We start from the raw sequence: 26,445 nt of genomic DNA, 5'->3' as shown, positions 1-26,445 counted from the left end.
CTGCGGCCTACCCCAGCGCGTGGGCGGTGGTGTAGCCGAGCAGCGCTGCGCCGAGTCCGGCGATGATGCTGACCGAGACATTGAGTGCCGCATAGAGATACGCGCGCTGTTCGGCGAGGCGGATGGTCTCATAGCCGAAGGTGCTGTACGTGGTGAGCGCACCACAGAATCCGGTGCCGATGAGCGCGTACGTGGGGGAGGAGACCGCGGCGCCGCTGAGGGAGCCCAGGATGAGGCAGCCGGTGAGGTTGACCGTCAGTGTGCCCCAGGGGAATACGCTGTCGTGGCGGGTCTGGATGGCGCGGTCGGCGAGGTAGCGGGCGGGGGCGCCGGCCATGGCGCCGAGAATGACGAGGAGCGCGGTCATGCGGTGGCCTCCCGGCGTCGGGCGATCTGATGGGCGCAGGCGGCGCGGGTGAGGCGGACCGCGGCCAGGGTCGCCAGCAGCGCGCACACCAGGGTGGCGGCCATGTAGGTGAATGCGGTTGCGACCGAACTCGGTTCGAGCAGGCCGCGGGTCTCGTTGGCGTAGGTCGAGAAGGTGGTGAAGCCGCCGAGGATGCCGACCCCGAGGAACGGGCGCACCAGCGGGTGGGCGGTCACGATCTCGGTGACGATCACCATCAGCACGCCGATGAGGAAGCAGCCGATCACATTGGTGACGAAGGTCGCCCAGGGGAATCCGGCCGCCGGGGTAGGCCACAGCGATGCGAGTCCGTACCGGGCGAGCGCGCCGGCCGCGCCGCCGAGTGAGATCACGGTCAGGATCGCACCGTGCGACCGCAACAGTTCCTGTTGTTGCCCGGGTTGGTGCAGATCGATATCGGGGTCGATCGGCTCGACGGTCTCGAGGTTCCCGGTGGAGTCCAGCTCACTACTCACACACGTCTCCTACTCCAGCGCACACGAAGTGTCATGGTGGGGTAGGGACTGTTGGCGGCCGGTGGCCGCGGTTGTTCCGTGAGTCCGGAGCGGCGAGCCCCACCGCCGCATCGAGACAGAGTAGCGAGCACATGACGGTTTCCACCGGCTATGTGGGCGAGATCACGCCTCGTCCGGCGCGGCATCCTCTCTGCGGTGCGGGACCGGTCCGGCACGGCGTCGGCGGAGCCGATTTGACTCGGTCGCGGTCCCGGGTTCAATATAGGGCCGTCAGCACCTCGCTAGGCGAGGCTCCTGTTCGAACACAGGCCACTGATCCGACGACGTCGAGAGACGCCCAGGGTTAGGACAGATCTCCCCGGATTAAGGGGTGATCCGAAGTGGCTTCCCCCGAGGGATACGTCGTGCAGTGCCGAAGCTCTGACGAGAGGGGTGCCGGCAATGCCCTTCGTCGTGGCATTGCTTCTCCCCTCCATCCGGTGCGACATCCGTCTGTGGTCGACGCGTGTGCGTCCTGGTGGCAAGGAGGTGAGGGACGAATGAGTTCCGGCGATAGTCCGTATCCCAGTCCGGTTCGAAAACCATTGTCGTTCCCGGCTTGCCGCGCACTGAACGCTTCCCGACGCATGCTGACCGCTACCTGAAGCATTCGGAATTGCGTGGCGGGCCGATCCTCCGAAGGAGTTCTCTCATGGCCGTCATCGCATTCCCGCGTACCCGCACCCCACTGACCGTGCTGTCCGTGCTCGGCGATTCCGCGCGCCGGGTTCGCGCCCGCCGCCACCTCACCGAATCCGAGCGCGCCAACCTGCGTATTGCCCGCTCCCGGGTCGCGGTCTACACCGCCTCGCTGGGCGGTCACCCCTACCACGCGTAGGCCGTGCCTTCACCGCGGTTCCCAGCGGCCGGTCGGCACGGTGTCGGTGTGACAAACCGTGTGACACTTCCCGATTCGGCCCGGGCCGGCCATCAAGGTTCCGCAGGTCCCGCGCTGTTCTGGGTGATCGAGGCGCTCTCCGGGGCATCCTGGCCGCGGCCGTCCCCGTAGCGCTACCGGCGCGGCGAGCGGATCGCACGCGCCGGTAGCGCCGAGAAGGTTTGGGGCGCCGGAAGTTGCCGTTACCGGCGCGGGGCGTCAGACCTGCTCGCCGATATTGCCGATGACCTGGTTGAGGTGGGCGCGGCCGTCCTCGAGCTGGTAGGTGACGCCCGCGATGGCGCAGCGGCCGGCCTCGACGGCGTTCGAGATGATCTGGGAGCGCTCCATCAGCACGCGGGCGGTCTCGGCCACGTGTCGGGCCTCGAGCTCGTCGACGGTGCTCAGACCTTCCCGGCGGCCGAGCAGGATAGACGGGGTGACGCGTTCGACGAGGCTGCGGATGAAGCCGCCGGGGACCGCGCCGCCGTCGAGCGCGTCGAGGGTGGCCTTGACGGCGCCGCAGCTGTCGTGGCCGAGCACCACGATCAGCGGCACATTGAGGACCTGCACGCCGTATTCGATGGAACCCAGCACCGAGCTGTCGATGACGTGCCCGGCCGTGCGGACCACGAACATGTCGCCCAGGCCCTGATCGAAGATGATCTCGGCGGCGACGCGGGAATCACCGCAGCCGAACAGAATGGCGGTGGGGTGCTGGCCGCCGACCAGCTCGGCGCGGTGACCGGCGCCCTGGCTGGGGTGGACCTGAGTGCCCCGCATGAAACGCTCGTTGCCTTCGCGAAGAGATTTCCAGGCGCTGATCGGATTTGAGTGAGGCATATGTCCGATTCTGCACATCGGTGATCGAGCGTGCCGCGCGACCCCGCCAGTCGGTGTTCCGGACGTTTGGTCCGACATCCCGGGCGATCGGGCGGCGCGGCCGCGACCGTCACGTCTATTGGTTTGTGTAACAAAGGGATTCGCCGCGATCCGGCAGCGGCGTGTCGGCGGGCGTGGCGCGGACAAGGTTTACCCCCATCCGTGATACCCATTACACTCTCTTTGGTTTCAGTCCCGTTCGGCTGGTCCGGACGCGGTGGACTTGTTCGACGTTTTCGGCGCATGGGATTGGAGACTGTGATGACGGCGTCGGCCGTGACCGATTCACCCCTCGACCATGGCTCGATTCGTGTGCGAATCGACGCCGCCCTGCACGAATTCCTCGACCGCAAGGCCGAATCGGCGGCCGCCCACCGGCTGCCCGCGGACGTGGTCGGCGCGGTCCGCTCGTTCCTGTTCGCCGGTGGGAACCGGATCCGGTCCCTGTTCTGCGTCCTCGGCTGGTACGCGGGCGGCGGGGTCGAACTGCCGGACGCGGTCGTCAGGACCGCGGCCGCCGTGGAACTCCTGCACACCGCCACCCTCATCCACGACGACCTCCTCGACGATCGTGACACCCGCGACGGGCGGCCCACCGTGCACCGCATCGCCGCCGACCGCAGCCGCCGGGTCCGGTCCGGACACGCGGCCGAACGATTCGGTGCGCGCAGCGCCATCGTGCTCGGCGACTGCGGCCTGGGCTGGGCGCAGGAGCTGCTGCACGGGGCGGGCCTGTCCCCGGCGCAGAGCGCGGCCGTCTCGGCGGTGCTCGACATCCTGCGCACCGAGGTGAACTACGGCCGCTATCTGGAACTGGTCACCAGCGGCCGCCCGACCCCGGATCTGGATCAGGCGCTGGAGATCCTGCGTTACCGGACCGTGGCGTGCCTGGTGGAGCGGCCGCTGCACGTCGGCGCGGCGCTGGCGGGAGCGGATCAGGACGTGCTGAGCGCGCTGACCGCCTACGCGCTCCCGCTGGGCGAGGCCGCGCGGCTGCAGGACGAATTGCGCAATGTCTTCCACGACGTCGAGCCGATCGGCGGCGCCGGCCTGCAGGATCTGCGCGAGGGCCGGCACACGGTGCTGCTCGCCCTGGCCCTGCGCCTTGCGACCCCCGAACGCCGTGACCATCTCGCCGGGCTCGTCGGCAATGCGCGCCTGGACGAGACCGGCGCCGAACTCTGCCGCGACATCCTGTCGGCCACGGCCCGTTGCGAAGTGGAACGGATGATCGGGCAGCGTCGCATTCAGATCGGGATCGCGCTCGACGACGACAGGATCCCCGAATTCGCCGTGGCGGGACTGCGCAACGCCGCCGACATGATCATCGGGTGATGCGCGGGTAACGGCGGTTTCACAACCTTTGTGACGTGTCGTCTCGACGTTCTCTCTCGTTGTTGTCGCGTACACCGGTCGTTCTGTTACGGTGGCGAAGGCCGGTCCCGGGATCGGCTGGAGCACAAGAGAATTGACTGGTTATGACGCATGGCGGCTCTGCCGATGGTGCACAGGCCGCCGGTGTGGGACCGCGCGTGCCGCTCTACTCGCCCGAATTCGCGGCCGACCCGCATCGGATCTATCGCGAGCTACGGGCGCGATACGGATCGCTGGCCCCGGTGGAGCTGGCGCCGGGAGTGCCGGCCACGCTGGTGATCGGGTACCGGACCGCCCTGCGAATCCTCAATGACCCGGACAATTTTCCCGCCGATCCGCGTATCTGGCAGCGCACGGCGCCGCCGGACAGTCCGGTCATGCCGATGCTGGAATGGCGTCCCAATGCGTTGCGCAGCAGCGGATCCGATCATCGCCGGTACCGGACCGCCAATGTGGCCGCGCTCGAGGCGGTGGATCCGCACGGGCTGCACGCCACCGTGGAGCGGGTCGCGGTGCCGCTGATCAACGCGTTCTGCGCGGAGGGTAGCGCGGATCTGGTGTCGCAGTACGCGTTTCCGCTGGCTTTCCATGTGATCAACGCGATGCTGGGGTGCCCGCCGCAGATCGGTCAGCGCATCGCGGCGGGTCAGGCGGCGATCTGGGAGGGCGTCGACGCGGAGGCCGGGAACCGGATGATGAGCTCCGCTGTGCTCGAGCTGGTGGTGCTCAAGCGGGCGCAGCCCGGCGACGACATCGTGTCGCGGCTGGTCGGGCACCCGGCGGAGCTCACCGACGAGGAGATGATCCACCAGATCGTCACCCTCTACGGCGCGGGCATCGAACCCGAGCAGAACCTCATCGTGAACACGCTGCGGCTCATGATGACCGACGCCCGATTCGCGGGAAGTCTGCTGGGCGGCAGTCTCTCCACGCGCGGCGCCCTCGACGAGGTGCTGTTCAACGACCCGCCCGGCGCCAACTACTGCATCAGCTATCCGCGGCACCCGATTCTGGTCGACGGCGTCTGGTTGCCCGCGCATCAGCCGGTCGTGGTCAGTATGGCCGCCGGCAACAACGATCCCGCGGTCGGCGCGCGCGAATTCACCGACAACCGCGCGCATCTCGCGTGGAGTGTCGGCCCGCATGCCTGCCCGGCCCGGTCGCCCGCCTACCTGATCGCCCAGGACGCGATCGATCAGCTGCTCGACGCCCTGCCGGATCTGCGGCTCGCCGTGCCCGATGCCGAATTGGTCTGGCGGCCAGGGCCTTTTCATCGCGCGCTGAGCGCGCTGCCCGTCGTTTTCCCGCCGACCCTGCCCATGCATGTGAACTGAGGAGAACACCATGACCACCGAACCCCTCACCCTCGACACCACCGGCGTCGACACCCAGGGCGAGATTCTCCGGCTACGCGAGCGTGGACCCGCGACCCTGGTGGAGCTACCCGGCGGGGTCCGCGCCTGGTCGGTCACCGACACCACCCTGCTCGAACTGCTGCTCACCGACTCCCGCGTCTCCAAGGACGCGCGTCAGCACTGGCCCGCGTTCAGCAATGGCGAGATACAGCCCGACTGGCCGCTGTTCGCGTGGGTGGCGGTCACCAACATGTTCACCGCCTACGGTGCCGACCACCGGCGCCTGCGCAAACTCGTCGCGCCCGCCTTCACCGCGCGCCGCAGCGCCGCCCTGCAACCACAGATCGAGGCCATCACCGCCGAACTGCTCGACACGCTGGCCGCCTTGCCCGCCGGCGAGATCGTCGATCTGCGCGAGGCGTTCTGCTACCAGCTGCCCATCCGTGTCATCTCCGAGCTGATGGGTGTCCCCGACGTGATGCTGCCCGGTCTGCGGGCCTGCGCCGACAGCCTGTTCGACACCACTCGCGGCGCGGAGGAGGCGGCGGCCAACTACTTCGAGCTGTACCGGCTGCTCGGTGAACTCGTCGCCCGCAAGCGCGCCGAGCCCGGTGACGACCTCACGAGCGCGCTCATCGCGGCGCGCGACGACGAGGACGGGTCGGCGCTGACCGAGCAGGAACTGGTCGACACCCTGCTGCTGGTCATCAGCGCGGGTCACGAGACCACCATCAACCTGCTCGACCAAGCCATCACCGCCGCCCTCGGGCACCCCGATCAGCTGAAGGCGCTGCGCGCCGGAGAGGTGGCCTGGCCCGAACTGGTCGAGGAGTCACTACGTTTCGACACCGCGGTCGTGCACGCCCCGCTGCGTTTCGCCGTCGAGGACATCGACTACGAGGGCGTCCACATCGCCGCGGGCGACCCCATCATCGTCTGTTACGCCGCTCCCGGCCGGGACGTGAAGGTGCACGGCGAGACCGCTACCGAGTTCAACCTCACCCGGGAGAACAAGAGCCATATGGCTTTCGGGCACGGCGCCCACCACTGCCTCGGCGCGCCACTGGCCCGCCTGGAAGCGAATACCGCGCTCCCGCAACTGTTCCACCGGTTCCCCGACCTGCGACTGGCCGTGCCGGTCGAGGAACTGCACGCCCTGCCCAGCTTCATCTCCAACGGGCACGCTGCGCTGCCGGTCTATCTGACCGCCGAGTAGAACGCGAATGCGACGCGGGCTCCGGCCGATTCGAAACAGGAGCCCGCGCAGGGTGATCGGACGGATCAGGGGACGATGACGGCGCGGCCGCGCAGCCGTGCCCGCGGCGAGCCGCCGATAGGCTCCCACGCGGCCTCGGCGCCGGCGACACTTCGGTGCCCGCCGAAGCTTTGCGGTTCTAGCGTGAAGATCATGTTGGATCTTCCGGTTCCGCCGGTGTCGCCCGGCGATCGTGGTGTGGCGTGGTTGCGTGCGCAGGTGGCGCGGTTCAGCGCGGGGGAGGCGCATCGGCGGCGGCGCGCGATCGTCGAGCGGGAGCTGGCGAGGGTGGACGCGGCTGCGTTGCGGAGTCGCCGTGGGCATCATGTGGCGGAATTGGCTGCGGCGCTCGGTGTTCGGGTCGAGGTTGGCGATGTGGAGTTGGTCGCGGAGTGCTATCAGCCGCATCGGGAGGTCAGCGCGGCAGCGGATGCGGCGGTCGATCGGCTGGTGGCCGCGTTCGGGGGAACTGCCGATGAGCTGACGGCCAATCGGATCGGGATTCTGGTGCAGGCCTGCGCCGCCACTTCGGCGCTGATCGCCGGTGACAATCCGCCGGTGCCGGCGACTCGCCGGATCGGTGCGGCGGGGGAGATCGTGGAGGTGGACCTGACCGGGCGACCGTTCGGCGCTGGTCGCCACGCCTGCCCGGGGCGGGCGCACGCGCTCGCACTGGCCGCGGCGGCCGGACGGTTCCATCAGCTCCACTATCAGGACACGCCGTTGCTGCTGCCCAATGTGTGGGACTTCGCGACCGCGGCGGCGCTGGTCGCGGACGGTCATCCGGCGATCGGGACCACCAGTCTCGGAGTGGCTGCGGCGCACGGACTTCCGGACGCGGCCGGATCGACCCTGAACGAGACTCTCACGCTGGCAGCCGCACTCGTCCGGCTCCCGGTCCCGGTGACCGTCGACATCGAATCGGGATTCGGCGCGGATCCGCGCGAGCTGGCCGCGCGCCTGTGGGAAATGGGTGTGGCGGGAGTGAACGTGGAAGACGCCGCCGGCGATCCCGGCGCGCACGCCGATCTGGTTCGTGCGCTCAAGGACGGTGCGCCCGGATTGTTCGTCAATGCCCGCGTCGACACCTACTGGCTGGACCGCGAACACGACACCACCCTCGACCGCGCCCACCGCTACGTGGATGCCGGCGCCGACGGCATCTTCGTGCCCGGTGTCACCCGCGACGACGACATCGCGGCGCTCGTCACGGCGATTCCCGTGCCGCTCAATGTCCTTGCGCAGCGCCCGCTCGCCGACCTGGCGCGGCTGGGCGTCCAACGCGTCAGCACCGGTTCCCTTCTCTACCGCGCGGCCCTGGACGCGGCACTGACCGCGGCACACACGGTCCGCAACGGCGGTCGCGTCGAACCGGCGACGTCCTACGGGGACATCGGGGGTCTGATTCCCGCCCCCGAAAGATGAGCAGGTGTGTCTCCGAGTTGCAGAGATAGCGGCGGCGATGGGCTCGAGTTCCGCGACGCCGCAGGTCAGAGGCCCTCTCGGCGATCATGCGGGCGCGTGCGGAAAGAGAGTAGAAGGTGAGCACTTCGTCGCTTTAGAGTTCGATCACGCCGATGACGTGCGTGGATCGGAAGGAGTCGACGATGACTACTGCTGGAGCGCTGCGAGGCGGCCTGATCGTCTCCGGACAGCCGATGTCCACCCCATTGCAGGACGTCCGCAGCGTATCCCGCCGACTGGTGGGACATTTCGTCGACAACGTGATTCCCTGCGGCACGCTGCCCGGGGACATCATCTCCGGTGACGTGACCGCCGTGACCCGGGTGTGCCTGGAACTGGCCGTCGCGATGCTGGACGGCAAGGACGTTCCCGAGAAGGCCGGTCGGCTCGCGGAGGCCGCGGCCGGCTGGGCCCGCGAGGGCGTGCCCATCGACACCGTCCTGCACTCCATTCACGAGGGCTTCCGGATCGGCATGGATCTGGTGCTCTCGAGGGCGACCGAAAACGACTTCGGCAGTCTGCTGGATGGCGCGAAACTGGTGGTGACCATGCTGGATACGATCAACGCCACCGTCTCCCGCGCCTACGTGCGCGAATTCAAGGCGGTGGTGAGCGAGCATCACACCGCGGTCCACACGCTCACCTCGGCGCTGATCGGGGGCCACCCGACCTCGACCATGGCCCGCGAGTGCGGCATCGAGATCGCCGCCGAGTATTCCGTGCTGGCACTGGACATTCCGGAGCACCCGGACGAGCGCCATCCGATGCTGGACGGGAAGGTCGTCGCGCGCCGGAAGCTGCGGCGGTTGCAGGCCGAACTCGCCATCCGCTGTGGTGAGCGCGCTCTCGCCCTGCTCAGCGTCGACGGGGGGACCGTCCTCATCCCGGCGGGCGCCCTCGCCGGCGAGGCCCTCGACGAACTCGTGGCACGACTCTCGGCCGCCGCGCATGTACCGGTCACGGCGGCCCTGGTCGTCTCGCCCGTGGACGAGGTGTCCGCCGCCGTGGATCGCGCCCACGAACTGCTCGACATGGTGCAGCGCCTGGAATGTCTGTCCGGGCTGTACCGGTTCGCCGACATGGCCCTGGAGTACCAGCTGACCCGTCCGGGCCCGGGCCGGGAATCCCTGGGCGCACTGCTGAATCCGCTCGACGCGCACCCCGAGCTCTTGCAGACCCTGCGCTGTCACATCAGCAATAATCTCAGCCGGCAGCGCACCGCGCGGGTGATGCATATTCATACGAATACCGTCGATTATCGGCTCAAGCGTATCCACCAGCTCACCGGATTCGATCCGACGGTGAATTCCGGGCTGTGGCAACTGCGTTCGGCGCTCATAGCGCGGACGTTCACCGGCCGCGGCAAGGAACGCTGAGAACGGCGAATTGCCCGGCAATATCACCAGCGCGCCGGAACAACTGGTGCGAAAGCGACTTCCGCGCTGGAGTATCCGAAAAGTCTGCGGCCCCGTGATTTCGCCTCGATCGCGACGGTGGCGGTGCGGTGGCGGTGATCCACCGCGATGACACGGCCGCCGAATTCGATCTCGGCGGCTTCGGTCTCCGAGACCGCCAGATAGTGCACCTGATTGGCGAACTCGGCCCGGTATTTCGTCACCGCGGCCGGGTCGCGGGTCCACGAGGTGAGATACCCGGCGGCCAATCCGAGGATCAGCTGGTGTCCGAGGAAGGTGTCCGCAGGCGAATCACCCGCCAGGCGTGCGTAATTCGCCAGATCGGCGGCGGTCACCGTGGCGCCTGCGCGCGGGAGCTCGGTATCGACGGCGAGCCGGTCGAAGTCGATGCGGGTGCACGCCGGGCGGGTGCTGCCGCGCAGCGAGGCGGGAATCGCTGGCACGGACTCCGATGGGCCGGTGAGTGTCACGGAGTCGCCGGCGCGGTGGTGTTCGGTGCCGTCGACGCGAGCCAGCAGCGCGGTCGAATCCGTCTGCACCGGATTCCCGTGCCGGTCGAGGAGTACGCCGGTGACGGTGATGACGTCGAAAGTCTTGAACTGCCGGAACGATTCGATATACACATCGCAGGTGATCACGTCCCCCGCGAGCAAGGGACGGCCGATATCGAGCGTCTGGTCGACGTGCACGATCCGGTCCGAGTGGTATCCGGTGATCAGCTGCTCCAGCGCCTCGCGGCGGGCCTGCCGCCAGATCGACGCCGCGAAAGTGGGCGGTGCGAGGATCTGGTCGAATCCCAGGTGCGCGGCCGCCGACTCCTGCCAGTAGGCGGGGTGGAATGCCTGGACGGCACGGGCGAATTCCCGGATCCGCCGGTGCTCCACCACGAAGGGTCGCGCGCACCGATACCGGTACCCGACCATGGCCCGCGCGTGCTCGGCTCCCGTGCCGAAGGTCCTGCCACCCATGGCCTCTCCTCTCCGGATGCGTTCCCTGACCGGCACGGCCCGGATACCAGGTCCGCCGGAATCTCCGACGATCCTTTTTCCGCGGGCGTTCGGGGCCATTCGGCGCCGATTCTTGGATATTTCACGGAATCGGGGCGCCCTGCTTTGTGAAGGACACTGGGAGCGGCCGTATTTGTGACGGCGTCCCGAAACGCCTGCCGAATATTGGTGAGCGGGTCCATATTTCGACCAATTGCCTTCTGTGCGTCTTTCGCAGCGGCCTACCGTGAGCGCGGTTTCGTCGCCGGCCATCGACTGCCGGCGCCCGGAAACCGATTCATGCACGGCAGCAGGAGGGCACGAAATGAGACGAAGTACCCACCGCGGGGTAGTGCGGGCATCCATCATGATGGGCGTCTCGCTGCTGGCGGTCGGATTCGCCGGGGCGGGCGCCGACGCCGCACCCGACCCGGCGCTCACCGATCGGCAATTGGCCGATTACATCGCCGCGGGCCTGAAACAGGCCGGTCCGATCGCCGACTCCGGATCCGCGTGCACCTCCGGCAGCGGCGCCGGCTCGGGCAATGGATCGGGTAACTGCTACGGCGGGTCCGGTTCCAGTTCGGGCTCCTCGGGCGGATACGCCACCGACACACAGGGTTACGGACCGTCCATGACCTCGTGGCTGGCGGCGTTCGGCTACGGCATCGCGCACCCGGACGCCACCCCACCGGGCGCCAACGACTGGAACTGCAAGCCGACCGTGGAGCATCCGCGCCCGGTGATCCTGGTGCACGGCACCTGGATGAACGCGTTCAACGGTTTCGCCTTCATGGGGCAGCCCATCAAGGACGCCGGATTCTGCACCTTCACCCTCAACTACGGCCGGTCGAATCTGATCGAGGGCGGCGGCCTCGGGTCGGTGCTGCCCGGCACCATGGGCACCGGCTATATCCAGGATTCGGCGAAACAGCTGTCCGCCTTCGTGGATCGCGTACTCGCCGCCACCGGCGCACCGCAGGTGGACATCGTCGCGCATTCACAGGGCGGTGCGATGGCCAACTGGTACACCAAGTTCGAGGGCGGCGCCGCCAAGGTCCACAATATGGTGACCTTCGGTGCCACCCACCACGGCACCTCGCTCGACGGCATCGGCGCGCTCGGCCGGGCGGTCAACAACTTCGGCATCGATATTCTCGGGTTCGTCGAGATGTTCGTGGGTCACGCCGGAATCCAGCAGACCATCGGGTCGGATTTCGTCAACAAACTGAACGCGAACGGGGACACCGTGCCCGGCATCGACTACACGGTGGTCGGCACCCGCTACGACGAGGTCACCAATCCCTACGACCTGACGTTCCTGAAGGCCGGGCCGGGCGCCCAGGTCACCAACATCACGCTCCAGGACGGGTGCGAGCAGGACGTCTCCGATCACCTGACGATGATGTACTCGCCGCGGGCGCTGTCCATCGCGCTGCGTGCCCTGGACCCGGCGAAACACCCGGATCTGCAGTGCACGTTCAATCCGTGGCTGCTGGGCGGCGGCGGGTCACTGTAGCGGGAGGATCCCGGCGGTCTCATGATCCGTTGTGCCGGTGGCGGTTCGGGCCTCGGCCTCGAGCCATGCGGTGATCATCTGCGCGGTCAGGGCGATCGCCTCCTCGCGCTCGCGATCGCCGACCTCGAACGCCGATGCTCGCAGCACGCTCGCGAAGCCGGTATTGATCAGCACGAAGCTCATCGCATCGTATCGGCGATCGTCGCCGGGGCCGAGGATCTGGATCAGCAGCACCTTGACCAGCAGGCGCAACCGCGGCTCGAACTCGGGCAGCCCGCTGCTGTAGAACTGCACGCCCGCCACCAGCGCGCGCACCAGTTTGGCATTGGCCACGAGTTCCGCGGTGAACAGCTCCAGCATCTCGGTGATCAGCCGCAGGCTCGACCGCGGCGGACTGCCGGCCGGTGGCCGCGACAGCTCCGAAACCCATTGGGTGAAACGGCGTTCGATTTTCTCGATGAGGCGGCTGAGGAGCTCGTCGACGATCACGGCCCGATCCGAGAAGTACCGGTACAGGGTCCCGATGCTCACCCCGGCCGCCGTGGCGATCCGGTTGGTCGAGGTGTTCGGGATCCCGCGTTCGCCGAACAACTGCGCGGCGGTGTCGAGAATGTGTTCCCGGGTCGCCTTCGAACGCTCCTGCGTGGGGCGGCGGCGCTCGCGAACAGCCTTCGGCGGCAACGCTGCCTCCTCACTGCAGAGAAAATGAGCGATTCTCAGTTTAGCGGAGGGGACAGTGATGATGTTGCCCCCGAGTGCGCCACGCATGTACTCCACGATCTGCTCACGCCCCTTGAACTCCGCGGGCATATCACCCGAGGATGAGCCGTACGCGGCGACGACGTCCTAACGTCTCCCCGAACTCGTCCCACAGTTTCAGATCCAGCGTGCGCAGATACCGATACTCGAGTGCACGGATCGCCTCGAATGCTCCATTGCTCATGTCGCCGAAGCTGAGTCCTCTCGCCCAGCGGCCCCGGCGGGTTCGCCATCTTCGTCCGGTGAGTAAGACGGCGACGCCGCCGACGCCTGCGTCGAACTTCGGTAGCGGAAGTGTCGCGGTGAGGGGCCGGCGGAGGTGGCATGCCTTCGCCGGCGCTGCGGCGAGGTGGTGTTATAGCTGCGGGGGCGCGGCGCGAGGTTGGTTGATTGGCTGGGTCTACAGTCGGAGGGTGTCCCCGGAGCTGCGTCATCTGCGGTATTTGCTGGCCGTGGCCGAGCATGGCAGCTTCACTCGCGCGGCCGAGGATCTGCATCTTTCGCAGCCGACGCTCTCGCAGCAGATTCGGCAGCTCGAGCGGCTGGTGGGGGCGCCGCTGCTGGATCGAACCGGTCGCGCGGTGCGGCTCACCGACGCGGGGGAGGTGTATGCGCGGCACGCGCGGCTGGCGCTGGCCGAGTTGGATGCGGCTGATCGGGCCGTTCATGATGTCGAGGATCTGACTCGCGGTCATCTGCGGCCGGCCTATACGCCGACTTTCGCGGCGTATCTGATCGGACCGCTCATCGCCGAACTGCGGGCCCGTCATCCCGGCATCACCCTCGACATTCGTGAAACCAGTCAGGACGTCATCGAATCCGGACTGCTCGCCGACGACATCGACGTCGGGATCGGGTTCGCGGGCGGCCATCTGCCCGGTATCGAGGCCGCCACGCTGTTCACCGAGACGCTGAGCGTGGTCACAGCGGATCGCCGGAGCCGGCGCTCACGTCTGCCCGCGGCGAAACTCGCCGAATACGATCTCGCGCTGCTGAATCGCGAGTTCGTCACCCGGCTGCACATCGACGCCTATTTTCGCGAGCAGGGGGTGGGTCCGCGAATTCTGTTGGAGGCCAACTCGATTCACGCCGTCATTGAGGCGGTGCAGCTCACCGACCTGGCCACGATCCTGCCGGACGGCATCGCACGCGAGCATGCGCGGCTGAGGGCCGTGGCCTTGGATCCGCCGCTGCCGACGCGAATCGCGGTCCTGCTGTGCCGCGAGAACGCCTATCGGACCGCGGCCACGCGCGCCTTCTGCGGGCTCGCGCAGGACTGGAGTGCCGCCCAGCCCGGGCCGCTGCCCAACTCCTGTCCACCCTTCGCGCCCGACATTCGCGGGTCATCACCGGGGCCGACGTGGCCGCAAGCACTGCGCAAATGGGCCACTGGCCCGAAAGCGGCTCAGCGCGCGAGGCATTCAGAGTGAAACGTACGTTGCTCAACGGTAGGGTAAACGGCCGTGACCCGATTGTTATCGGGTTCGTTCGGACTATTTGGAGATCCATGACTTCCATGAAGTACACAAAGTTCGTGGCCACCGCGTTCATCGCCGCCGCCTCGACCGGTATCGCCGCGGGCACCGGCTACGCCGTCCCCGTCGACCCGGCGCCGGCCGTGGAGCAGTCCCCGTCCGCGCTGCACGGCACCCAGCAGGGCGTCGACTACAACGTGGCGCTCACCGACGCGAACGACATCGTCACCCAGGTGACCGGTGGCCGGTTCAGCCTGGACGCGGCGAGCCAGACCGTGTTCCTGAAGAACCAGGCCGGTGACGTGGTCACCCAGGTGCCGCTGAACGGCACCCTGGCCGGCAAGCAGTACGGGCTCACCGCCGCCATCGACAGCGCGGGCACCCAGCTGACGCTGACCCCGGTCTCCGCGCCGGTGTCGACCGCCAAGGACATCGACTCGCAGTCGGACTTCTTCGGCCAGCTGCAGCACGCCGCGCTGGGCGGCATCATCGGCGGCATCCTGGGCGCCTTCCTGTTCGGCATCGGCGCGATCCCCGGCGCCATCATCGGCCTGCTGATCGTCGGCGGACAGCCGCTGATCGACTCGGGCTCGGCCTACTTCAGCGGGCAGCCCTGAGAACCCTGATTCTCGGCGGCACCCGGGAAGCCCGGGAACTCGCCGACGTCGCGTCGGGCGAGCGAGGATTCGAGATCGTGTCCTCGCTCGCCGGGCGTGTGCGCGAGCCGGTGCTACCGGTCGGCGAGGTGCGCCTGGGGGGATTCGGGGGGATCGACGGACTGCGGGAGTGGCTGCGCGACAACGGGATCGAGGCCGTGGTCGATGCCACACACCCGTTCGCCGGAGGGATCACCGCCAACGCCGCCGCCGCGGCCGGTGCTGTCGGACTCCCGGTGTTGCACGTACGGCGGCCGGGATGGACCGAGCGGCCCGGCGACCGCTGGATGCGTGTACCGGATCTGGCCCTCGCGGCGGAAGCCGCCGCGGCCCTGGGTAAACGAGTCTTCCTGTCCATCGGCCGCCAAGGGGTGGCCGCGTTCGCGCACTCGGACGCCTGGTTCCTGATCCGTGCCATCGACCCGCCCGACGGCGCGGTGCCGGTGAATCACGAATTGCTGCTCGCCCGTGGGCCTTTCGGCGTCGACGAGGAGATCGCACTGTTGACCGGGCGTGACATCGACGTCGTGGTGACCAAGGACAGCGGAGGAACGCTCACCGAGGCCAAGCTCACCGCCGCGCGTGCCCTCGGCATCCCGGTGGTGATGATCGATCGGCCGGCGCTGCCAGAGGGTGCGGAGCGGGTGGAGACCGTTGCGGCGGCCTGGGATTGGCTGCGCGCCCGGCGCGGAGCCGGGCGCTAGTCCGCGCTCAGGACAGGCGGCTGGTGCGGTCGAGCAGCTCCGGCAGCCGATCGAACCACTCCAGTACCGCGCGCTCGTAGCGGATGCCGAAATCCAGGGTGGCCCGCTCGTAGGGCGACATGCGCTGCTCGTCGTGACCCGACAGGTAGCCGGACAGCCGCTGCTCGTGGACCGTGCGATTGGCCGCGACAATGCGTTCGAGCCGCTCGAGGTCGATGAATTCACCGAAGGAGAGGGTCAGCAGCAGTGGGACCCGGATGGTCTCCGCGCCGGGATCGCGGGCGATCCATTCGGCGAAGGCCTCCCGGCCGTCCTCGGTGATCCGGTAGGGGGTGCGGTCGCGAGCGCCGGCCGCACCCTTCTCCAGCAGCCCGTGCTGGTGCATGGTGGCCAGCTCGCGGTAGACCTGGCTCTGGGTGATGGTCCAGAAGTCGCCGATGCGGTCCTGGGCCAGCGCCACCAGATCCCATCCGGACATTTCGCCCTGGTGTAGGAATCCGAGTAGGGACGCGGCCGTCGAGTTGAGCGGGCGTCGAGCATTGTCTTCAGGCACCGGCACTCCTTCCAGCCTACGTTCTACAGTGGAATATTAATCTCCATAGCGGCGCGACGTGAACACCCGCGGCCCACCGGCCGCGTCGAACACCGTGGTGGTGGACGCACCGATGATCAACAGGGTCCGCATGTCCACTTCGGTCGGATCCAGCTCCGCCAGCGTTACCACCCGCACCGACTCGGCCGGGCCGCCCACATCGCGGCCGATCACCACCGGCGTCTGCGGCTTGCGATGCTCGAGCACGAGATCCCGCATGGCGGCCACCTGCCAGGTGCGCTGCGACGACGCCGGGTTGTAGACGGCGAACGCCATATCCGCCGACGCCACCGCCGAAATCCGTTGCGCCACCGTCTCCCACGGCTTGAGCCGATCCGACAGCGAGATCATGGCGAAGTCGTGCCCCAGCGGTGCGCCCATCCGGCTCGCCACCGCGCTCGCCGCGGTCACCCCGGGCAGCACCCGCACCGGCACCTCCCGCCACTGCGGATCCGCCGACTCCTCGATCACCGCCGCCGCCATGGCGAACACGCCCGGATCCCCGGACGACACGACCACGACCTTCGCCCCCTGCTTGGCCATGTCCAAAGCCATTCCCGCACGCTCGGACTCGACCCGATTGTCACTGGCATGCCGCCGCTGCCCGGCCCGTACCGGCACCCGATTCACATACGTCGTGTACCCGACGATGTCGGTCGCCTCGGCCAGCGCCTCCCGCACCTCCGGCGTGGTCCAGCCCGCCGACCCGGGCCCGAGGCCCACGACTACGACTTCGCCGACCGACCCCGGCTGCGCCACAGCGGGTTCCGCGTCGGCTGTGATGACGGAGGCGGTCCCCGTCGCGGATGCGCCGGCGACGATCACGCCGCTGCCACCAGCCGAATTCTCCTCCGCCGCAGTCGATCCGGCCTGGGTAGCGGTCGCGGCGAGGGCACTGTCCGTGCCGGTCCGGCTGAGCTGGTCCTCGGCTGCGACGGTCAGCGGAATGCGGGTGGCGGGCGTGGGGCCGGGCACGACGGTGATGGCGAAATACGGCACGCTCGCCTCGTCCACGTCGGCCGCGCGCAGCACGCGCTGCCGATCCGAGCTGGCGCGTTCGACGTAGTAGGCGTCGGCGAGGCGGCCGGAGTCGGAGAGGGCCTGGCGGACACCGGGATAGGTGCGGCCGAGCTTCATGATGGCGGCGGCGTCGGCTTCGCGCAGGCGGCGGGTGAGTTCCTCGGTGGGCATGGTGCCGGGGAGGATGGTCAGCACCTGCTCGCCCTCCACCAGCGGGGTGCCGAGGGCCGCGGAGGCGGCGCTGACCGAGGTGACGCCGGGAATGATCTCGGTGTCGAAGCGGCCGGCCAGGCGGCGGTGCATGTGCATGAACGAGCTGTAGAACAGCGGGTCACCGGCCGCGAGCAGCGCGACCGTGCGGCCCGCCGAAAGGTGTTCGGCCAGTGCGGCGGCCGCGCCCTCGTAGAACTCGTCGATCGCGCCCTGGTAGCCGCCCGGGTGATCGGTGGTCTCGGTGGTCACCGGGTAGACCAGGTGCTCCTCGAGCTGATCTGCCCGCATGTACGGGGCGGCGATGGCGCGCGAGATGCTGCGGCCGTGCCGGGCGCTGTGGAAGGCGATGACGTCGGCCTCGCCGATGACCCGCGCGGCCTTCACGGTCACCAGTTCCGGATCGCCGGGTCCCAGCCCGACACCCCAGAGCTTGCTCATTCTTGTTCGCTCGCAATCGCATTGAGGGCGGCGGCGGTGATGGCGCTGCCGCCCCGCCTGCCCCGCACGGTCAGGAATTCGACGCCGCCGTATTCGGCCAGGGCCTGCTTGGATTCCGCGGCCCCGATGAATCCGACCGGAATGCCGAGCACGGCGGCCGGGCGGGGCGCGCCCGCGTCCAGCATGTCGAGCAGATGGAACAGGGCGGTCGGCGCATTGCCGACGGCCACCACCGCGCCGTCGAGCCGGTCGCTCCAGAGTTCCAGCGCCGCAGCGGATCTGGTGTTGTCCATGCGGGCGGCCAGTTCCGGCACCCGGGGATCGTCGAGCAGGCACAGCACGTCGTTGCCGGCGGGCAGCCGCTTGCGGGTCACGCCCGAGGCGACCATCTTGGCATCGCACAGGATCGGCGCGCCGCCCTGCAGCGCGGCCCGCGCCTTGGCCACCACATCGGTGCTGAACTCGACGTCACCGGCCAGATCCACCTGCCCGCAGGCGTGGATCATGCGCACCACCACCTGCGACACGTCCGCCGGGAACCGGGCCAGATCGGCCTCGGCCCGGATGGTCGCGAACGAGCGCCGGTAGATCTCGGCCCCGTCTCTGAGGTAGCTGGCACGCACGTCGGACATGGTGTCCACCCTAGATTTCGCCGTCGGAGCCATGCTGAGCGGGTCGCGTGCCGTCATCCCGGGCCCGGGTTCACGCCGCGTCACGGCGGGGTTCAGCTGCCACAGTGGACCGTTCGGCAACCGGGCCGGATCACGTGCGAGGCCGTTCGAGCAGCCGGGACATGACGATATTGCTGCGCGTGCGCCCGACCCGCGCGTTCTCGCGGATCCGCTCGACGGTCGCCTCGATCTCGGCCATATCGGTGGCTATCACATGGACCAGCGCATCGGCCTCGCCGGCGATGGTCCACACCCCGACCACCTGCGGGATGGGTTCGAGGCTGCGGCGCAGCTCCGCCGGGGAGATGTTGTCGCGGTAGAAGACTTCGACATACGCCTCGGTGCGCCAGCCCAGCGCCGCCGGATTCACCACCGCGGTGAAGCCGGTGATCTGCCCGCCCGCCACCATCTTGTCGACCCGGCGTTTGACCGCGGGCGCGGACAGGCCGATCTCGGAGCCGATGTCCTGGAACGAGGCACGCGCGTGCTTCAGCAGATGCGCCAGGATCCGCCGATCGAGTTCGTCCACGGTCGCCCCCTTCTCGCAATGATGCGTATGCCTCGGTGTCGCGCAATGAATCACCGAGCAAGTCGATATCAACGCAACAATTCGCTATTTCTAGCGCAACGGTACGCCATTTACCGTCAGGTCAACCCCGTCCACGCCGCTTCCGAGGGAGTCTCGTTGACGTCCGTAGCCACGCTGCCCGCCCGTGATCCCGCCGCCCGCCGGCCCATTCCCCGCCGCTTCCTCATGTGCCGCCCGGAACATTTCGACGTCACCTACGCCATCAACCCCTGGATGGATACCTCCGAACCGGTGAACCGCGCCCTGGCCCTGTCCCAGTGGAACGGGCTGCGCGCCATCTACGTGGCGCACGGGCATCGGGTCGAGGTCATCGAGCCCGTCGCCGGACTTCCCGACATGGTGTTCGCCGCCAATGGCGGGCTCGTGCTCGGGGACCGGGCCCTCTCGGCCCGCTTCGCCAATCCCGAACGCGCGGAAGAAGGTCCGGCCTACCACCGGTGGATGGCGGACCGCGGTTTCGCCACCGTGGCCGCCGCGTCCGAAACCAATGAGGGCGAAGGCGATTTCGCCATCGTCACCGATCGCATCCTCGCCGGGACCGGATTCCGCAGCGCCCCCCGCGCGCATCAGGAGGTGGCGGATTTCTTCGGATTGCCCGTCGTCTCACTGGATCTGGTCGACCCCCGGTTCTACCACCTCGACACCGCGCTCATGGTGCTCGACGACACCATCGCCTACTACCCGGGCGCATTCAGCGGGCCCAGCGCCCGGCTGCTGGCACGGCTGTACCCGGACGCGGTGATCGCCGAGGAGGAGGACGCGAACGTGCTGGGCCTCAACGGCGTCTGCGACGGCTACCACGTCTTCCTCAGCGAGAAGGCCACCGGATTGGCCGAGCAGTTGCGGGCACGCGGCTATCGGCCCGTCGGGGTCGACCTGTCCGAGTTGCTCAAGGCCGGCGGCAGCGTGAAGTGCTGCACGCTCGAATTGCACCCGGTCAGAACGGCAGCCGGGTCCGGAACGGATTGATCGCCGGGTCGTGCAGCGGATGCGCCAGGATCAGAAAGCGCAGCAGCAGGATCGCACCGGTGATCTGCAGCAGCGCCAGCGGGATCTCACCGATGATCGCCGTGCCCGCCGACACCCACACGTCCCGGGCGTCGGCGGTCACGATGTCGAACCAGGCGTCCACGAGTAGGAGCAGCCCGGTGCCGAAGGCCGGGAGCAGCAGCGCCACCCGCCGCTTCCAGCCCAGGTAGGCGGTGGTGGCCATCATCAGCACCAGCACGATGTCGTACCCGATCCAGGCCAGCGACCAGTTGTGCGCGTTGTACTCCGCCGGTAGCGAGAACCCCAGGTAGACGATCCACGGAATCAGGGCGAGACAGCCGCCGACCATGAGCGCCAACCGGACCCGCCGATGCACCCGCACCACCTCCGGCCGCGGCAGCAACCGTTCCGGTGGCGGCTGCAGCCGCCGGATCAACTCCCGACGCTCATCGTCCGACATCGCCGCGATCTCTTCATCGCTGAGCTTCGGCACAGCCATGACCGCCTCCCGTCTCCGATGCCGGCCGCTGCCATGGACAACCCACTGTGCGCCGATTTCCTCGACGCCCGCACCGGCGTGTTCCGCGGGCCGGGTGCGGAACGGGGCCGAGAGCGGGCGCGCTGCCGAGCGCTCGGCAGCAGCCCTCGGGGTTATCCGGCGGGGACGATGCGGTAGCCGTCGACCGTGGCGATGATGTCGGTGACCGCGCCCTTGGGGCGGCCGCAGCGGCGGTCGCAGCCGGACCAGTGCTGGCGGCCGGCGGCCACGATGTCGTCGGCGTCGAGGCCCTCGCGGGCGAATTGCGGTGCGCCGGTGGGGACTACGCGGCCTGTGTCGACGGCCTCGGAGGCGTCGGCGCGGACATCGGTGCGGGACTTCGCGCAGCCGGGACGGCCGGCGCAGGCGCTGACCAGCAGCCAGGGCGAGTTGGCGTCGAAGATCAGGCCCATGGGGGCCAGGACGCGGACCACCTGCTCGGCCATCCATTCGTCGAGATCGGCAAGGACCAGGCTGCGCCACGGGGTGAGGAATACCGGACGCTCGACGGCGGCGATGAATTCGGCGGTGCGGGCGGGCAGGGAGCCGAGACGGACGCCGGCGCCGAGCGCGACCTTGTCGTCGTCCTGATTCAGCCAGCCGATCGGAATGTCCTGGCGCACCGGCAGTTCGATGGGGTCGCCGGACGCGTCGAGGTCCGGACGGGCCGCCAGCAGGTGATCGGTGAGCCGGGCACTGCCCTGCGGTATCTCGTGCAACCGCCACTGGCCGTCGCGCAGTTCCAGGAAACCGTGGGCGGCGGCCAGCATGAGATCGACCGCATCGGCGGGGGAGACGCGGATGCCGGAGTCGTTGCCCGCCAACAGGAGTGCGTAGGTGTTCTCGTCGAGCGCGTGCACCCCGATGTCCCCGCCCAGGCCGCTGACATCGCCGCGGCCGTCGTCGAGGGTGAACAGCACCCGGCCCGGGAGCTCGGCCAACCGCGGATGGGCTCGCAGGCCCCCGTCGAGGGCCGGAACCAGGGGATGCACGTCGGTCCACCCGCCGATCCGCCCGGATAGTGGCGAGGCGACGATGTTCCGCACCCGCTCGTGGGTCGCGCTGGGCAGCAGGCCCGCGCCGGTCAACCGCTCGGTGAGCGCCGCCGCATCCCGCACCTGCCGCAACTGCACGTTGCCGCGGGAGGTGAGCTCGATATTGCCGTCGCTCAGATCGACGGCCGCGGCGGCCAGGTCCTGCAATTGCTCGGGGGAGAGGCGTCCACCCGGCACCCGGATGCGAGCGAGGGGACCATCGGCCGCTTGGTGCAGGCGCAGTACGCCCGGGCAGGAATCGGGATCGGTTCGCGTCATGACGCCCCCCAGCCTACGGAGGATGCCGAGGCCGAGCACCCACCGGCCAGGGGAAGGCCACTCTTCCAGTCACACGTATCCACATCTGGAGATATTGCAATCTGAGCATGTGTTACGAAGTGTCGCCCCTCGCGGAACTGAGAGCACAGATTGCGGAGCGGCAGTTCGCCTTCCGCCGAACAGCGGAATTCCGGGGCGGTGGGCCCCGGAATTCTGGTGGTGGGTTGGGTCGGTTCGGGTGGGTCAGCGCATCCGTCGGGGTTCGATGGCCTGGGGAGCGCCGCGGCGGCGGGCGAAGCCGGGAGTGGTCTCCCAGGTGTCGTTGAGGAGGCTGGGCACGTTGTGGTGGTCGACATGGTCGCGGTGGACGGTCGTCGTCATGACCGTGAGGCCGAACAGGATGGTCGCGGCGCAGATGATGCCGGCGAGCATGGCCCACTCGGTGTGGCCGGAGCCGGCGGCGGTGAGGGCCATGGCCAGCGTTGCGAAGGCAACCAGCGCGCAAAAGTATCCCGACCAGGCAGCAAAGCGATTCCGCCTGACCCATCCCGGAGTGGTTGGCATAACGGCAGCGTACGCGTCGACTGGTCGGTCTCCCAGGGATGCAGAGCAGCCTTTGCCGCACTGTGATCCGGGCGCGGTACCGGCCCGCCGGACCGGGCGCGATAGCATCGGCGAGCTCGTCGAACGGAAGAATCCGGTGCAATTCCGGTGCGGTCGCGCCACTGTGACAGTCAGACCTTCCCGGCGGGCGCCGAACCGTGCTGGGCGCGTCACCCTAGGAAGGCCTGAAACCTGTGATCCTGCTGCTGTCCACCTCCGATACCGACCTGCTGAGCGCGCGTGCGAGCGGCGCCGAGTACCGGCTCGCCAATCCCGCGCGCCTGCTGCCCGCGGACCTGCCCGCCCTCCTCGAGGGCGCCGAGCTGGTGATCGTGCGCATTCTCGGCGGCAAGCGCGCCTGGGAAGCCGGGCTGGACACGGTGCGCGCCAGCGGTATTCCGATGGTCGCGCTCGGCGGTGAGATCGCGCCCGACGCCGAGCTCATGGAGTGCTCGACGGTGCCGGGCGGCGTGGCGGCCGACGCCCACAACTACCTGGCGGCGGGTGGCCCGCGAAACCTGCTGCAACTGCACAACTTCCTGTCCGACACGGTGCTGCTCACCGGGCACGGCTTCGAGCCGCCGGTGGAGATGCCGAGCTGGGGTGCGCTGGAACGCGATTCGCGCCCGGTCGCCGCGGACGCGCCGACGGTGGCGGTGGTGTACTACCGCGCCCAGCATCTGGCCGGGAACACCGGCTACATCGACGCGCTGTGCTCGGCCATCGAGGACAAGGGCGCGCGAGCGCTGCCGGTCTACTGCGCTTCGCTGCGCACCGCGGAACCCGAACTGCTGGCGGAACTTCGCACGGCCGACGCCCTGGTGGTGACCGTGCTGGCGGCGGGCGGCACCAAGCCCGCGACCGCGTCGGCCGGTGGCGACGACGAGGCGTGGGATGTGGGCGCCCTCGCCGACCTGGATGTGCCGATCCTGCAGGGACTCTGCCTGACCAGCGGCCGCGAGCAGTGGGAGGCCAATGACGACGGCCTGTCCCCGCTGGATGTCGCCACCCAGGTGGCGGTGCCGGAGTTCGACGGGCGCATCATCACGGTCCCGTTCTCGTTCAAGGAGTTCGACGCCGACGGGCTGTCGACCTACGTGCCCGATCCCGAGCGCGCGGCCCGGGTGGCGGGCATCGCGGTGCGCTACGCGCGCCTGCGGCACATTCCGGCCGAGCGCAAGAAGATCGCCCTCGTGCTGTCGGCGTACCCGACCAAACATGCCCGCATCGGCAACGCGGTCGGCCTGGACACCCCCGCCAGCGCCATCCGGCTGCTCAACGAAATGCGGCTCGCCGGTTACGATCTCGGCTCGCCGGGGGAGATCCCGGGACTGGAGCAGGCCGACGGCGACGCGCTGATCCACGCGCTCATCGCCGCGGGCGGGCAGGACCCGGACTGGCTCAGTGCCGAACAGCTGGAAGGCAACCCGATCCGCATCGGCGCGGACCTGTACACGCAGTGGTTCGAGACACTGCCGGCGGATCTGCGCGACGCCGTGATCGAGGCGTGGGGGCCGCCGCCGGGCGAGCTCTACGTCGACCGGTCCGTGGACCCGAAGGGCGAGATCGTCATCGCCGCATTGCGTTTCGGCAATGTGGTGCTCATCGTGCAGCCGCCGCGCGGCTTCGGCGAGAACCCGGTCGCCATCTACCACGACCCGGATCTGCCGCCGAGCCACCACTACCTGGCCGCCTACCGCTGGCTGGCCGCGCCGGAGGGTTTCGCCGCCGACGCCGTGGTGCATCTGGGCAAGCACGGCAATCTGGAGTGGCTGCCGGGCAAGACCCTCGGCATGTCGGCCTCCTGCGGCACCGACGCCGCCCTCGGCGACCTGCCGCTGATCTACCCGTTCCTGGTCAACGACCCGGGCGAGGGCACCCAGGCCAAGCGCCGCGCTCACGCCACCCTGGTCGACCACCTGATCCCGCCCATGGCGCGCGCCGAAACCTACGGCGACATCTCGCGTCTGGAGCAGCTGCTCGACGAGCACGCCAACATCTCCGCCCTCGACCCCGGCAAGCTGCCCGCCATCCGCCAGCAGATCTGGACGCTCATGCGCGCGGCCAAGATGGACCATGATCTGGGCCTGACCGAGCGGCCCGACGAGGAATCCTTCGACGACATGCTGTTGCACGTCGACGGCTGGCTGTGCGAGATCAAGGACGTGCAGATCCGCGACGGCCTGCACATTCTCGGGCAGGCCCCGGCGGGGGAGGCCGAGGTCGACCTGGTGCTGGCCATGCTGCGCGCCCGGCAGCTGTGGGGCGGCGAGGTCAATGTGCCCGGCCTGCGAGAAGCGCTGGGGCTCAGCGAATCCGGTGATGAGGTCCGTCAGCGGGTCGACGCGTTCGAGACGCTGGCGCGTGAACTGGTACTGAGCATGCAGGAGGTCGACTGGGACGTCGACTCCATCGACGCGATCACCGAGACCCTGCTCGGCGGGGAGCTCGCCGAGGCGGCCGGCCTCACCGAGGTCCCGGTCCGGCTGGTCGAGGTACGCAAGGTGCTGGGCTTCGCCGCCACCGAGGTGGTGCCGCGGCTGCGGCAGACCGGGGTGGAGATCGCGCGAATCCTGCACGCGCTCAACGGCGGATTCATTCCGGCCGGGCCCAGCGGTTCGCCGCTGCGCGGCCTGATCAATGTGCTGCCCACCGGTCGCAACTTCTACTCGGTCGACCCCAAGGCGGTGCCGTCGCGGCTGGCCTGGGAAACCGGTCAGGCCATGGCGGATTCGCTGCTCGAGCGATACCGCGCCGACCACGGCGAGTACCCGCGCTCGGTGGGCCTGTCGGTGTGGGGCACCTCGGCCATGCGCACTTCCGGCGACGATATCGCCGAGGTGTTCGCGCTGCTGGGCGTGCGGCCGGTCTGGGATGAGGCCAGCCGCCGGGTGACTCGCCTCGAGGCCATCTCGCTCGAGGAGCTGGGCCGGCCGCGCATCGACGTGACCGTGCGCATCAGCGGCTTCTTCCGTGACGCCTTCCCGCACGTGCTCGCGCTGCTCGACGATGCTGTGCGCCTGGCCGCCGGTCTCGACGAGCCCGCGGAGTCCAACTTCGTGCGTGCCCACGCGCAGGCGGACCTGGCCGAGCACGGCGACGAACGTCGCGCCACCACCCGCATCTTCGGGTCCAAGCCGGGCACCTACGGTGCCGGCCTACTGCAGTTGATCGACTCCAAGAGCTGGCGGACCGACGATGATCTGGCCCAGGTGTACACGGCCTGGGGCGGTTTCGCCTACGGCCGCGACCTGGACGGCGCCCCCGCCGCGGAGGACATGCGCACCGCGTACCGGCGAATCGCGGTGGCGGCCAAGAACACCGACACCCGCGAGCACGACATCGCCGATTCCGACGACTACTTCCAGTACCACGGCGGCATGGTCGCCGCGGTGCGCGCGCTGACCGGCAGGAACCCCGAGGCCTACATCGGCGACAGCACCCGCCCGGACGCGGTGCGCACCCGCACCCTGTCCGAGGAGACCACCCGGGTGTTCCGGGCGCGCGTGGTGAATCCGCGCTGGCTCGAGGCCATGCGCCGGCACGGCTACAAGGGCGCGTTCGAAATGGCCGCCACCGTCGACTATCTGTTCGGCTACGACGCCACCACGAATGTGGTCGCCGACTGGATGTACGAAAAGCTCGCCGAATCCTATGTTTTCGACGAGACCAATCGGAAGTTCATGGAGCAGTCGAATCCCTGGGCGCTGCACGGTATCGCGGAGCGGCTGCTGGAAGCGGCGGAACGGAAACTCTGGGAACAGCCCGAAAACGAAACGCTGGATCGGTTGCGGCAGATCTATCTGGAAACCGAAGGCGAACTGGAGTAATCGAAT

Annotated in this window: 24 protein-coding genes, 1 pseudogene and 1 riboswitch; of the genes and pseudogenes, 12 read left to right on the top strand and 13 right to left on the bottom strand. The window is 68.8% G+C overall.

Features of this window, described 5'->3' with window-relative positions; genetic code table 11:
• Window positions 1-7: 7 nt before the first annotated feature.
• Window positions 8-367 carry a fluoride efflux transporter CrcB gene (crcB, locus tag ON33_RS11165; RefSeq protein WP_040857986.1) on the bottom strand — a complete coding sequence of 120 codons (360 nt, stop codon included), beginning with the start codon at window positions 365-367 and terminating at the stop codon, window positions 8-10.
• On the bottom strand, window positions 364-882 hold the full coding sequence (locus ON33_RS11160) for a fluoride efflux transporter FluC (RefSeq protein WP_245550476.1): 519 nt from the start codon (window positions 880-882) through the stop codon (window positions 364-366). The genes crcB and ON33_RS11160 overlap by 4 nt, the downstream gene beginning before the upstream one ends.
• Before the next feature lie 270 nt (window positions 883-1,152).
• A riboswitch (M-box (ykoK) riboswitch) is annotated at window positions 1,153-1,321 on the top strand.
• Between the two features lie 252 nt (window positions 1,322-1,573).
• Between ON33_RS11160 and ON33_RS11155 the strand changes: the two genes are divergently transcribed.
• On the top strand, window positions 1,574-1,759 hold the full coding sequence (locus tag ON33_RS11155; RefSeq protein WP_040857984.1) for a hypothetical protein: 186 nt from the start codon (window positions 1,574-1,576) through the stop codon (window positions 1,757-1,759).
• A gap of 258 nt (window positions 1,760-2,017) precedes the next feature.
• Here ON33_RS11155 and ON33_RS11150 read toward each other — a convergent pair whose 3' ends face one another.
• A complete protein-coding gene (locus tag ON33_RS11150) occupies window positions 2,018-2,641 on the bottom strand; it encodes a carbonic anhydrase (protein WP_040857983.1) in 624 nt (207 codons plus the stop codon).
• Between the two features lie 300 nt (window positions 2,642-2,941).
• Between ON33_RS11150 and ON33_RS11145 the strand changes: the two genes are divergently transcribed.
• The 5 genes from ON33_RS11145 to ON33_RS11125 all read left to right on the top strand — a co-directional run bounded on the left by ON33_RS11145 (window position 2,942) and on the right by ON33_RS11125 (window position 9,504).
• Window positions 2,942-4,015: a polyprenyl synthetase family protein gene (locus tag ON33_RS11145; RefSeq protein ID WP_051151891.1), complete on the top strand. Its 1,074-nt coding sequence runs from the start codon at window positions 2,942-2,944 to the stop codon at window positions 4,013-4,015.
• 143 nt (window positions 4,016-4,158) lie between these two features.
• Entirely contained in the window at window positions 4,159-5,388 is a 1,230-nt protein-coding gene (locus ON33_RS11140) for a cytochrome P450 (protein ID WP_051151890.1), read from the top strand.
• A gap of 10 nt (window positions 5,389-5,398) precedes the next feature.
• Window positions 5,399-6,625 carry a cytochrome P450 family protein gene (locus tag ON33_RS11135; protein ID WP_040857981.1) on the top strand — a complete coding sequence of 409 codons (1,227 nt, stop codon included), beginning with the start codon at window positions 5,399-5,401 and terminating at the stop codon, window positions 6,623-6,625.
• Between the two features lie 192 nt (window positions 6,626-6,817).
• The gene (locus ON33_RS11130) at window positions 6,818-8,089 is read left to right on the top strand and encodes an isocitrate lyase/PEP mutase family protein (RefSeq protein ID WP_085996721.1); all 1,272 of its coding nucleotides are present in this window, start codon (window positions 6,818-6,820) and stop codon (window positions 8,087-8,089) included.
• 182 nt (window positions 8,090-8,271) lie between these two features.
• Window positions 8,272-9,504 (top strand): PucR family transcriptional regulator, encoded by a 1,233-nt coding sequence (locus ON33_RS11125; RefSeq protein WP_040858198.1) that lies wholly within the window; start codon window positions 8,272-8,274, stop codon window positions 9,502-9,504.
• Window positions 9,505-9,527: 23 nt separating this feature from the next.
• Here ON33_RS11125 and ON33_RS11120 read toward each other — a convergent pair whose 3' ends face one another.
• Complete coding sequence (locus tag ON33_RS11120) at window positions 9,528-10,511, bottom strand: FAS1-like dehydratase domain-containing protein (protein WP_040857980.1); 984 nt, start codon at window positions 10,509-10,511, stop codon at window positions 9,528-9,530.
• Window positions 10,512-10,854: 343 nt separating this feature from the next.
• On the opposite strand from ON33_RS11120, the gene ON33_RS11115 reads away from it, so the two are divergent.
• Window positions 10,855-12,048, top strand: coding sequence for an esterase/lipase family protein (locus ON33_RS11115; RefSeq protein ID WP_040857978.1), 1,194 nt, complete (start codon window positions 10,855-10,857; stop codon window positions 12,046-12,048).
• Here the strand turns inward: ON33_RS11115 and ON33_RS11110 are convergent.
• Together ON33_RS11110 and ON33_RS43965 are read right to left on the bottom strand one after the other, a co-directional pair.
• Window positions 12,040-12,729 carry a TetR/AcrR family transcriptional regulator gene (locus ON33_RS11110; protein ID WP_051151908.1) on the bottom strand — a complete coding sequence of 230 codons (690 nt, stop codon included), beginning with the start codon at window positions 12,727-12,729 and terminating at the stop codon, window positions 12,040-12,042. The two genes, ON33_RS11115 and ON33_RS11110, sit on opposite strands and share 9 nt — an antisense overlap.
• Window positions 12,730-12,859: 130 nt before the next feature.
• Window positions 12,860-12,991, bottom strand: coding sequence for a hypothetical protein (locus ON33_RS43965; RefSeq protein ID WP_281033204.1), 132 nt, complete (start codon window positions 12,989-12,991; stop codon window positions 12,860-12,862).
• A gap of 229 nt (window positions 12,992-13,220) precedes the next feature.
• Here ON33_RS43965 and cynR point away from each other — a divergent pair.
• The 3 genes and pseudogenes from cynR to ON33_RS11090 all read left to right on the top strand — a co-directional run.
• A pseudogene (cynR, locus tag ON33_RS11100) lies at window positions 13,221-14,084 on the top strand (transcriptional regulator CynR); the annotation flags it as partial.
• Between the two features lie 230 nt (window positions 14,085-14,314).
• Window positions 14,315-14,899 (top strand): DUF8020 domain-containing protein, encoded by a 585-nt coding sequence (locus ON33_RS11095; RefSeq protein ID WP_245550475.1) that lies wholly within the window; start codon window positions 14,315-14,317, stop codon window positions 14,897-14,899.
• On the top strand, window positions 14,896-15,642 hold the full coding sequence (locus tag ON33_RS11090) for a cobalt-precorrin-6A reductase (RefSeq protein ID WP_040857974.1): 747 nt from the start codon (window positions 14,896-14,898) through the stop codon (window positions 15,640-15,642). Before ON33_RS11095 ends, ON33_RS11090 begins: the two co-directional genes overlap by 4 nt.
• Before the next feature lie 7 nt (window positions 15,643-15,649).
• On the opposite strand, the gene ON33_RS11085 is transcribed toward ON33_RS11090, so the two are convergent.
• The 4 genes from ON33_RS11085 to ON33_RS11070 form a co-directional block, all read right to left on the bottom strand.
• Window positions 15,650-16,195 carry a PadR family transcriptional regulator gene (locus tag ON33_RS11085; RefSeq protein ID WP_040858192.1) on the bottom strand — a complete coding sequence of 182 codons (546 nt, stop codon included), beginning with the start codon at window positions 16,193-16,195 and terminating at the stop codon, window positions 15,650-15,652.
• Window positions 16,196-16,231: 36 nt separating this feature from the next.
• Window positions 16,232-17,905: a precorrin-3B C(17)-methyltransferase gene (cobJ, locus tag ON33_RS11080; RefSeq protein WP_040857972.1), complete on the bottom strand. Its 1,674-nt coding sequence runs from the start codon at window positions 17,903-17,905 to the stop codon at window positions 16,232-16,234.
• Window positions 17,902-18,537, bottom strand: a complete 636-nt coding sequence (locus tag ON33_RS11075; RefSeq protein ID WP_040858190.1) for a precorrin-8X methylmutase — start codon at window positions 18,535-18,537, stop codon at window positions 17,902-17,904. Before ON33_RS11075 ends, cobJ begins: the two co-directional genes overlap by 4 nt.
• 130 nt (window positions 18,538-18,667) lie before the next feature.
• On the bottom strand, window positions 18,668-19,105 hold the full coding sequence (locus tag ON33_RS11070; RefSeq protein WP_040857970.1) for an Lrp/AsnC family transcriptional regulator: 438 nt from the start codon (window positions 19,103-19,105) through the stop codon (window positions 18,668-18,670).
• A 156-nt stretch (window positions 19,106-19,261) separates the two neighbouring features.
• Between ON33_RS11070 and ddaH the strand changes: the two genes are divergently transcribed.
• On the top strand, window positions 19,262-20,134 hold the full coding sequence (ddaH, locus tag ON33_RS11065; protein ID WP_245550474.1) for a dimethylargininase: 873 nt from the start codon (window positions 19,262-19,264) through the stop codon (window positions 20,132-20,134).
• Here the strand turns inward: ddaH and ON33_RS11060 are convergent.
• From ON33_RS11060 to ON33_RS38140, 3 genes are all read right to left on the bottom strand, one after another.
• A complete protein-coding gene (locus ON33_RS11060) occupies window positions 20,103-20,654 on the bottom strand; it encodes a hypothetical protein (RefSeq protein WP_040857965.1) in 552 nt (183 codons plus the stop codon). The genes ddaH and ON33_RS11060 overlap by 32 nt on opposite strands.
• A 152-nt stretch (window positions 20,655-20,806) precedes the next feature.
• Complete coding sequence (cobG, locus tag ON33_RS11055; protein WP_040857963.1) at window positions 20,807-22,006, bottom strand: precorrin-3B synthase; 1,200 nt, start codon at window positions 22,004-22,006, stop codon at window positions 20,807-20,809.
• Window positions 22,007-22,249: 243 nt separating this feature from the next.
• Entirely contained in the window at window positions 22,250-22,570 is a 321-nt protein-coding gene (locus tag ON33_RS38140) for a hypothetical protein (RefSeq protein ID WP_157184477.1), read from the bottom strand.
• Window positions 22,571-22,803: 233 nt separating this feature from the next.
• Between ON33_RS38140 and cobN the strand changes: the two genes are divergently transcribed.
• On the top strand, window positions 22,804-26,439 hold the full coding sequence (cobN, locus tag ON33_RS11045) for a cobaltochelatase subunit CobN (RefSeq protein ID WP_040857961.1): 3,636 nt from the start codon (window positions 22,804-22,806) through the stop codon (window positions 26,437-26,439).
• Window positions 26,440-26,445: the final 6 nt, after the last annotated feature.

This window comes from Nocardia niigatensis NBRC 100131 (genome assembly GCF_000308655.1).
GTDB classification, from domain to species: domain Bacteria; phylum Actinomycetota; class Actinomycetes; order Mycobacteriales; family Mycobacteriaceae; genus Nocardia; species Nocardia niigatensis.
This window is presented reverse-complemented; position numbering and strand designations above follow the sequence as displayed.

Bases quoted from the DNA above. Each gene is read 5' to 3' on its own strand.
- crcB (WP_040857986.1), bottom strand. From the start codon at position 367: ATGACCGCGCTCCTCGTCATTCTCGGCGCCATGGCCGGCGCCCCCGCC.
- ON33_RS11155 (WP_040857984.1), top strand. From the start codon at position 1,574: ATGGCCGTCATCGCATTCCCGCGTACCCGCACCCCACTGACCGTGCTG.
- ON33_RS11150 (WP_040857983.1), bottom strand. From the start codon at position 2,641: ATGCCTCACTCAAATCCGATCAGCGCCTGGAAATCTCTTCGCGAAGGC.
- ON33_RS11145 (WP_051151891.1), top strand. From the start codon at position 2,942: ATGACGGCGTCGGCCGTGACCGATTCACCCCTCGACCATGGCTCGATT.
- ON33_RS11140 (WP_051151890.1), top strand. From the start codon at position 4,159: ATGACGCATGGCGGCTCTGCCGATGGTGCACAGGCCGCCGGTGTGGGA.
- ON33_RS11135 (WP_040857981.1), top strand. From the start codon at position 5,399: ATGACCACCGAACCCCTCACCCTCGACACCACCGGCGTCGACACCCAG.
- ON33_RS11130 (WP_085996721.1), top strand. From the start codon at position 6,818: ATGTTGGATCTTCCGGTTCCGCCGGTGTCGCCCGGCGATCGTGGTGTG.
- ON33_RS11125 (WP_040858198.1), top strand. From the start codon at position 8,272: ATGACTACTGCTGGAGCGCTGCGAGGCGGCCTGATCGTCTCCGGACAG.
- ON33_RS11120 (WP_040857980.1), bottom strand. From the start codon at position 10,511: ATGGGTGGCAGGACCTTCGGCACGGGAGCCGAGCACGCGCGGGCCATG.
- ON33_RS11115 (WP_040857978.1), top strand. From the start codon at position 10,855: ATGAGACGAAGTACCCACCGCGGGGTAGTGCGGGCATCCATCATGATG.
- ON33_RS43965 (WP_281033204.1), bottom strand. From the start codon at position 12,991: ATGAGCAATGGAGCATTCGAGGCGATCCGTGCACTCGAGTATCGGTAT.
- ON33_RS11095 (WP_245550475.1), top strand. From the start codon at position 14,315: ATGACTTCCATGAAGTACACAAAGTTCGTGGCCACCGCGTTCATCGCC.
- cobJ (WP_040857972.1), bottom strand. From the start codon at position 17,905: ATGAGCAAGCTCTGGGGTGTCGGGCTGGGACCCGGCGATCCGGAACTG.
- ON33_RS11075 (WP_040858190.1), bottom strand. From the start codon at position 18,537: ATGTCCGACGTGCGTGCCAGCTACCTCAGAGACGGGGCCGAGATCTAC.
- ON33_RS11060 (WP_040857965.1), bottom strand. From the start codon at position 20,654: ATGGCTGTGCCGAAGCTCAGCGATGAAGAGATCGCGGCGATGTCGGAC.
- cobG (WP_040857963.1), bottom strand. From the start codon at position 22,006: ATGACGCGAACCGATCCCGATTCCTGCCCGGGCGTACTGCGCCTGCAC.
- ON33_RS38140 (WP_157184477.1), bottom strand. From the start codon at position 22,570: ATGCCAACCACTCCGGGATGGGTCAGGCGGAATCGCTTTGCTGCCTGG.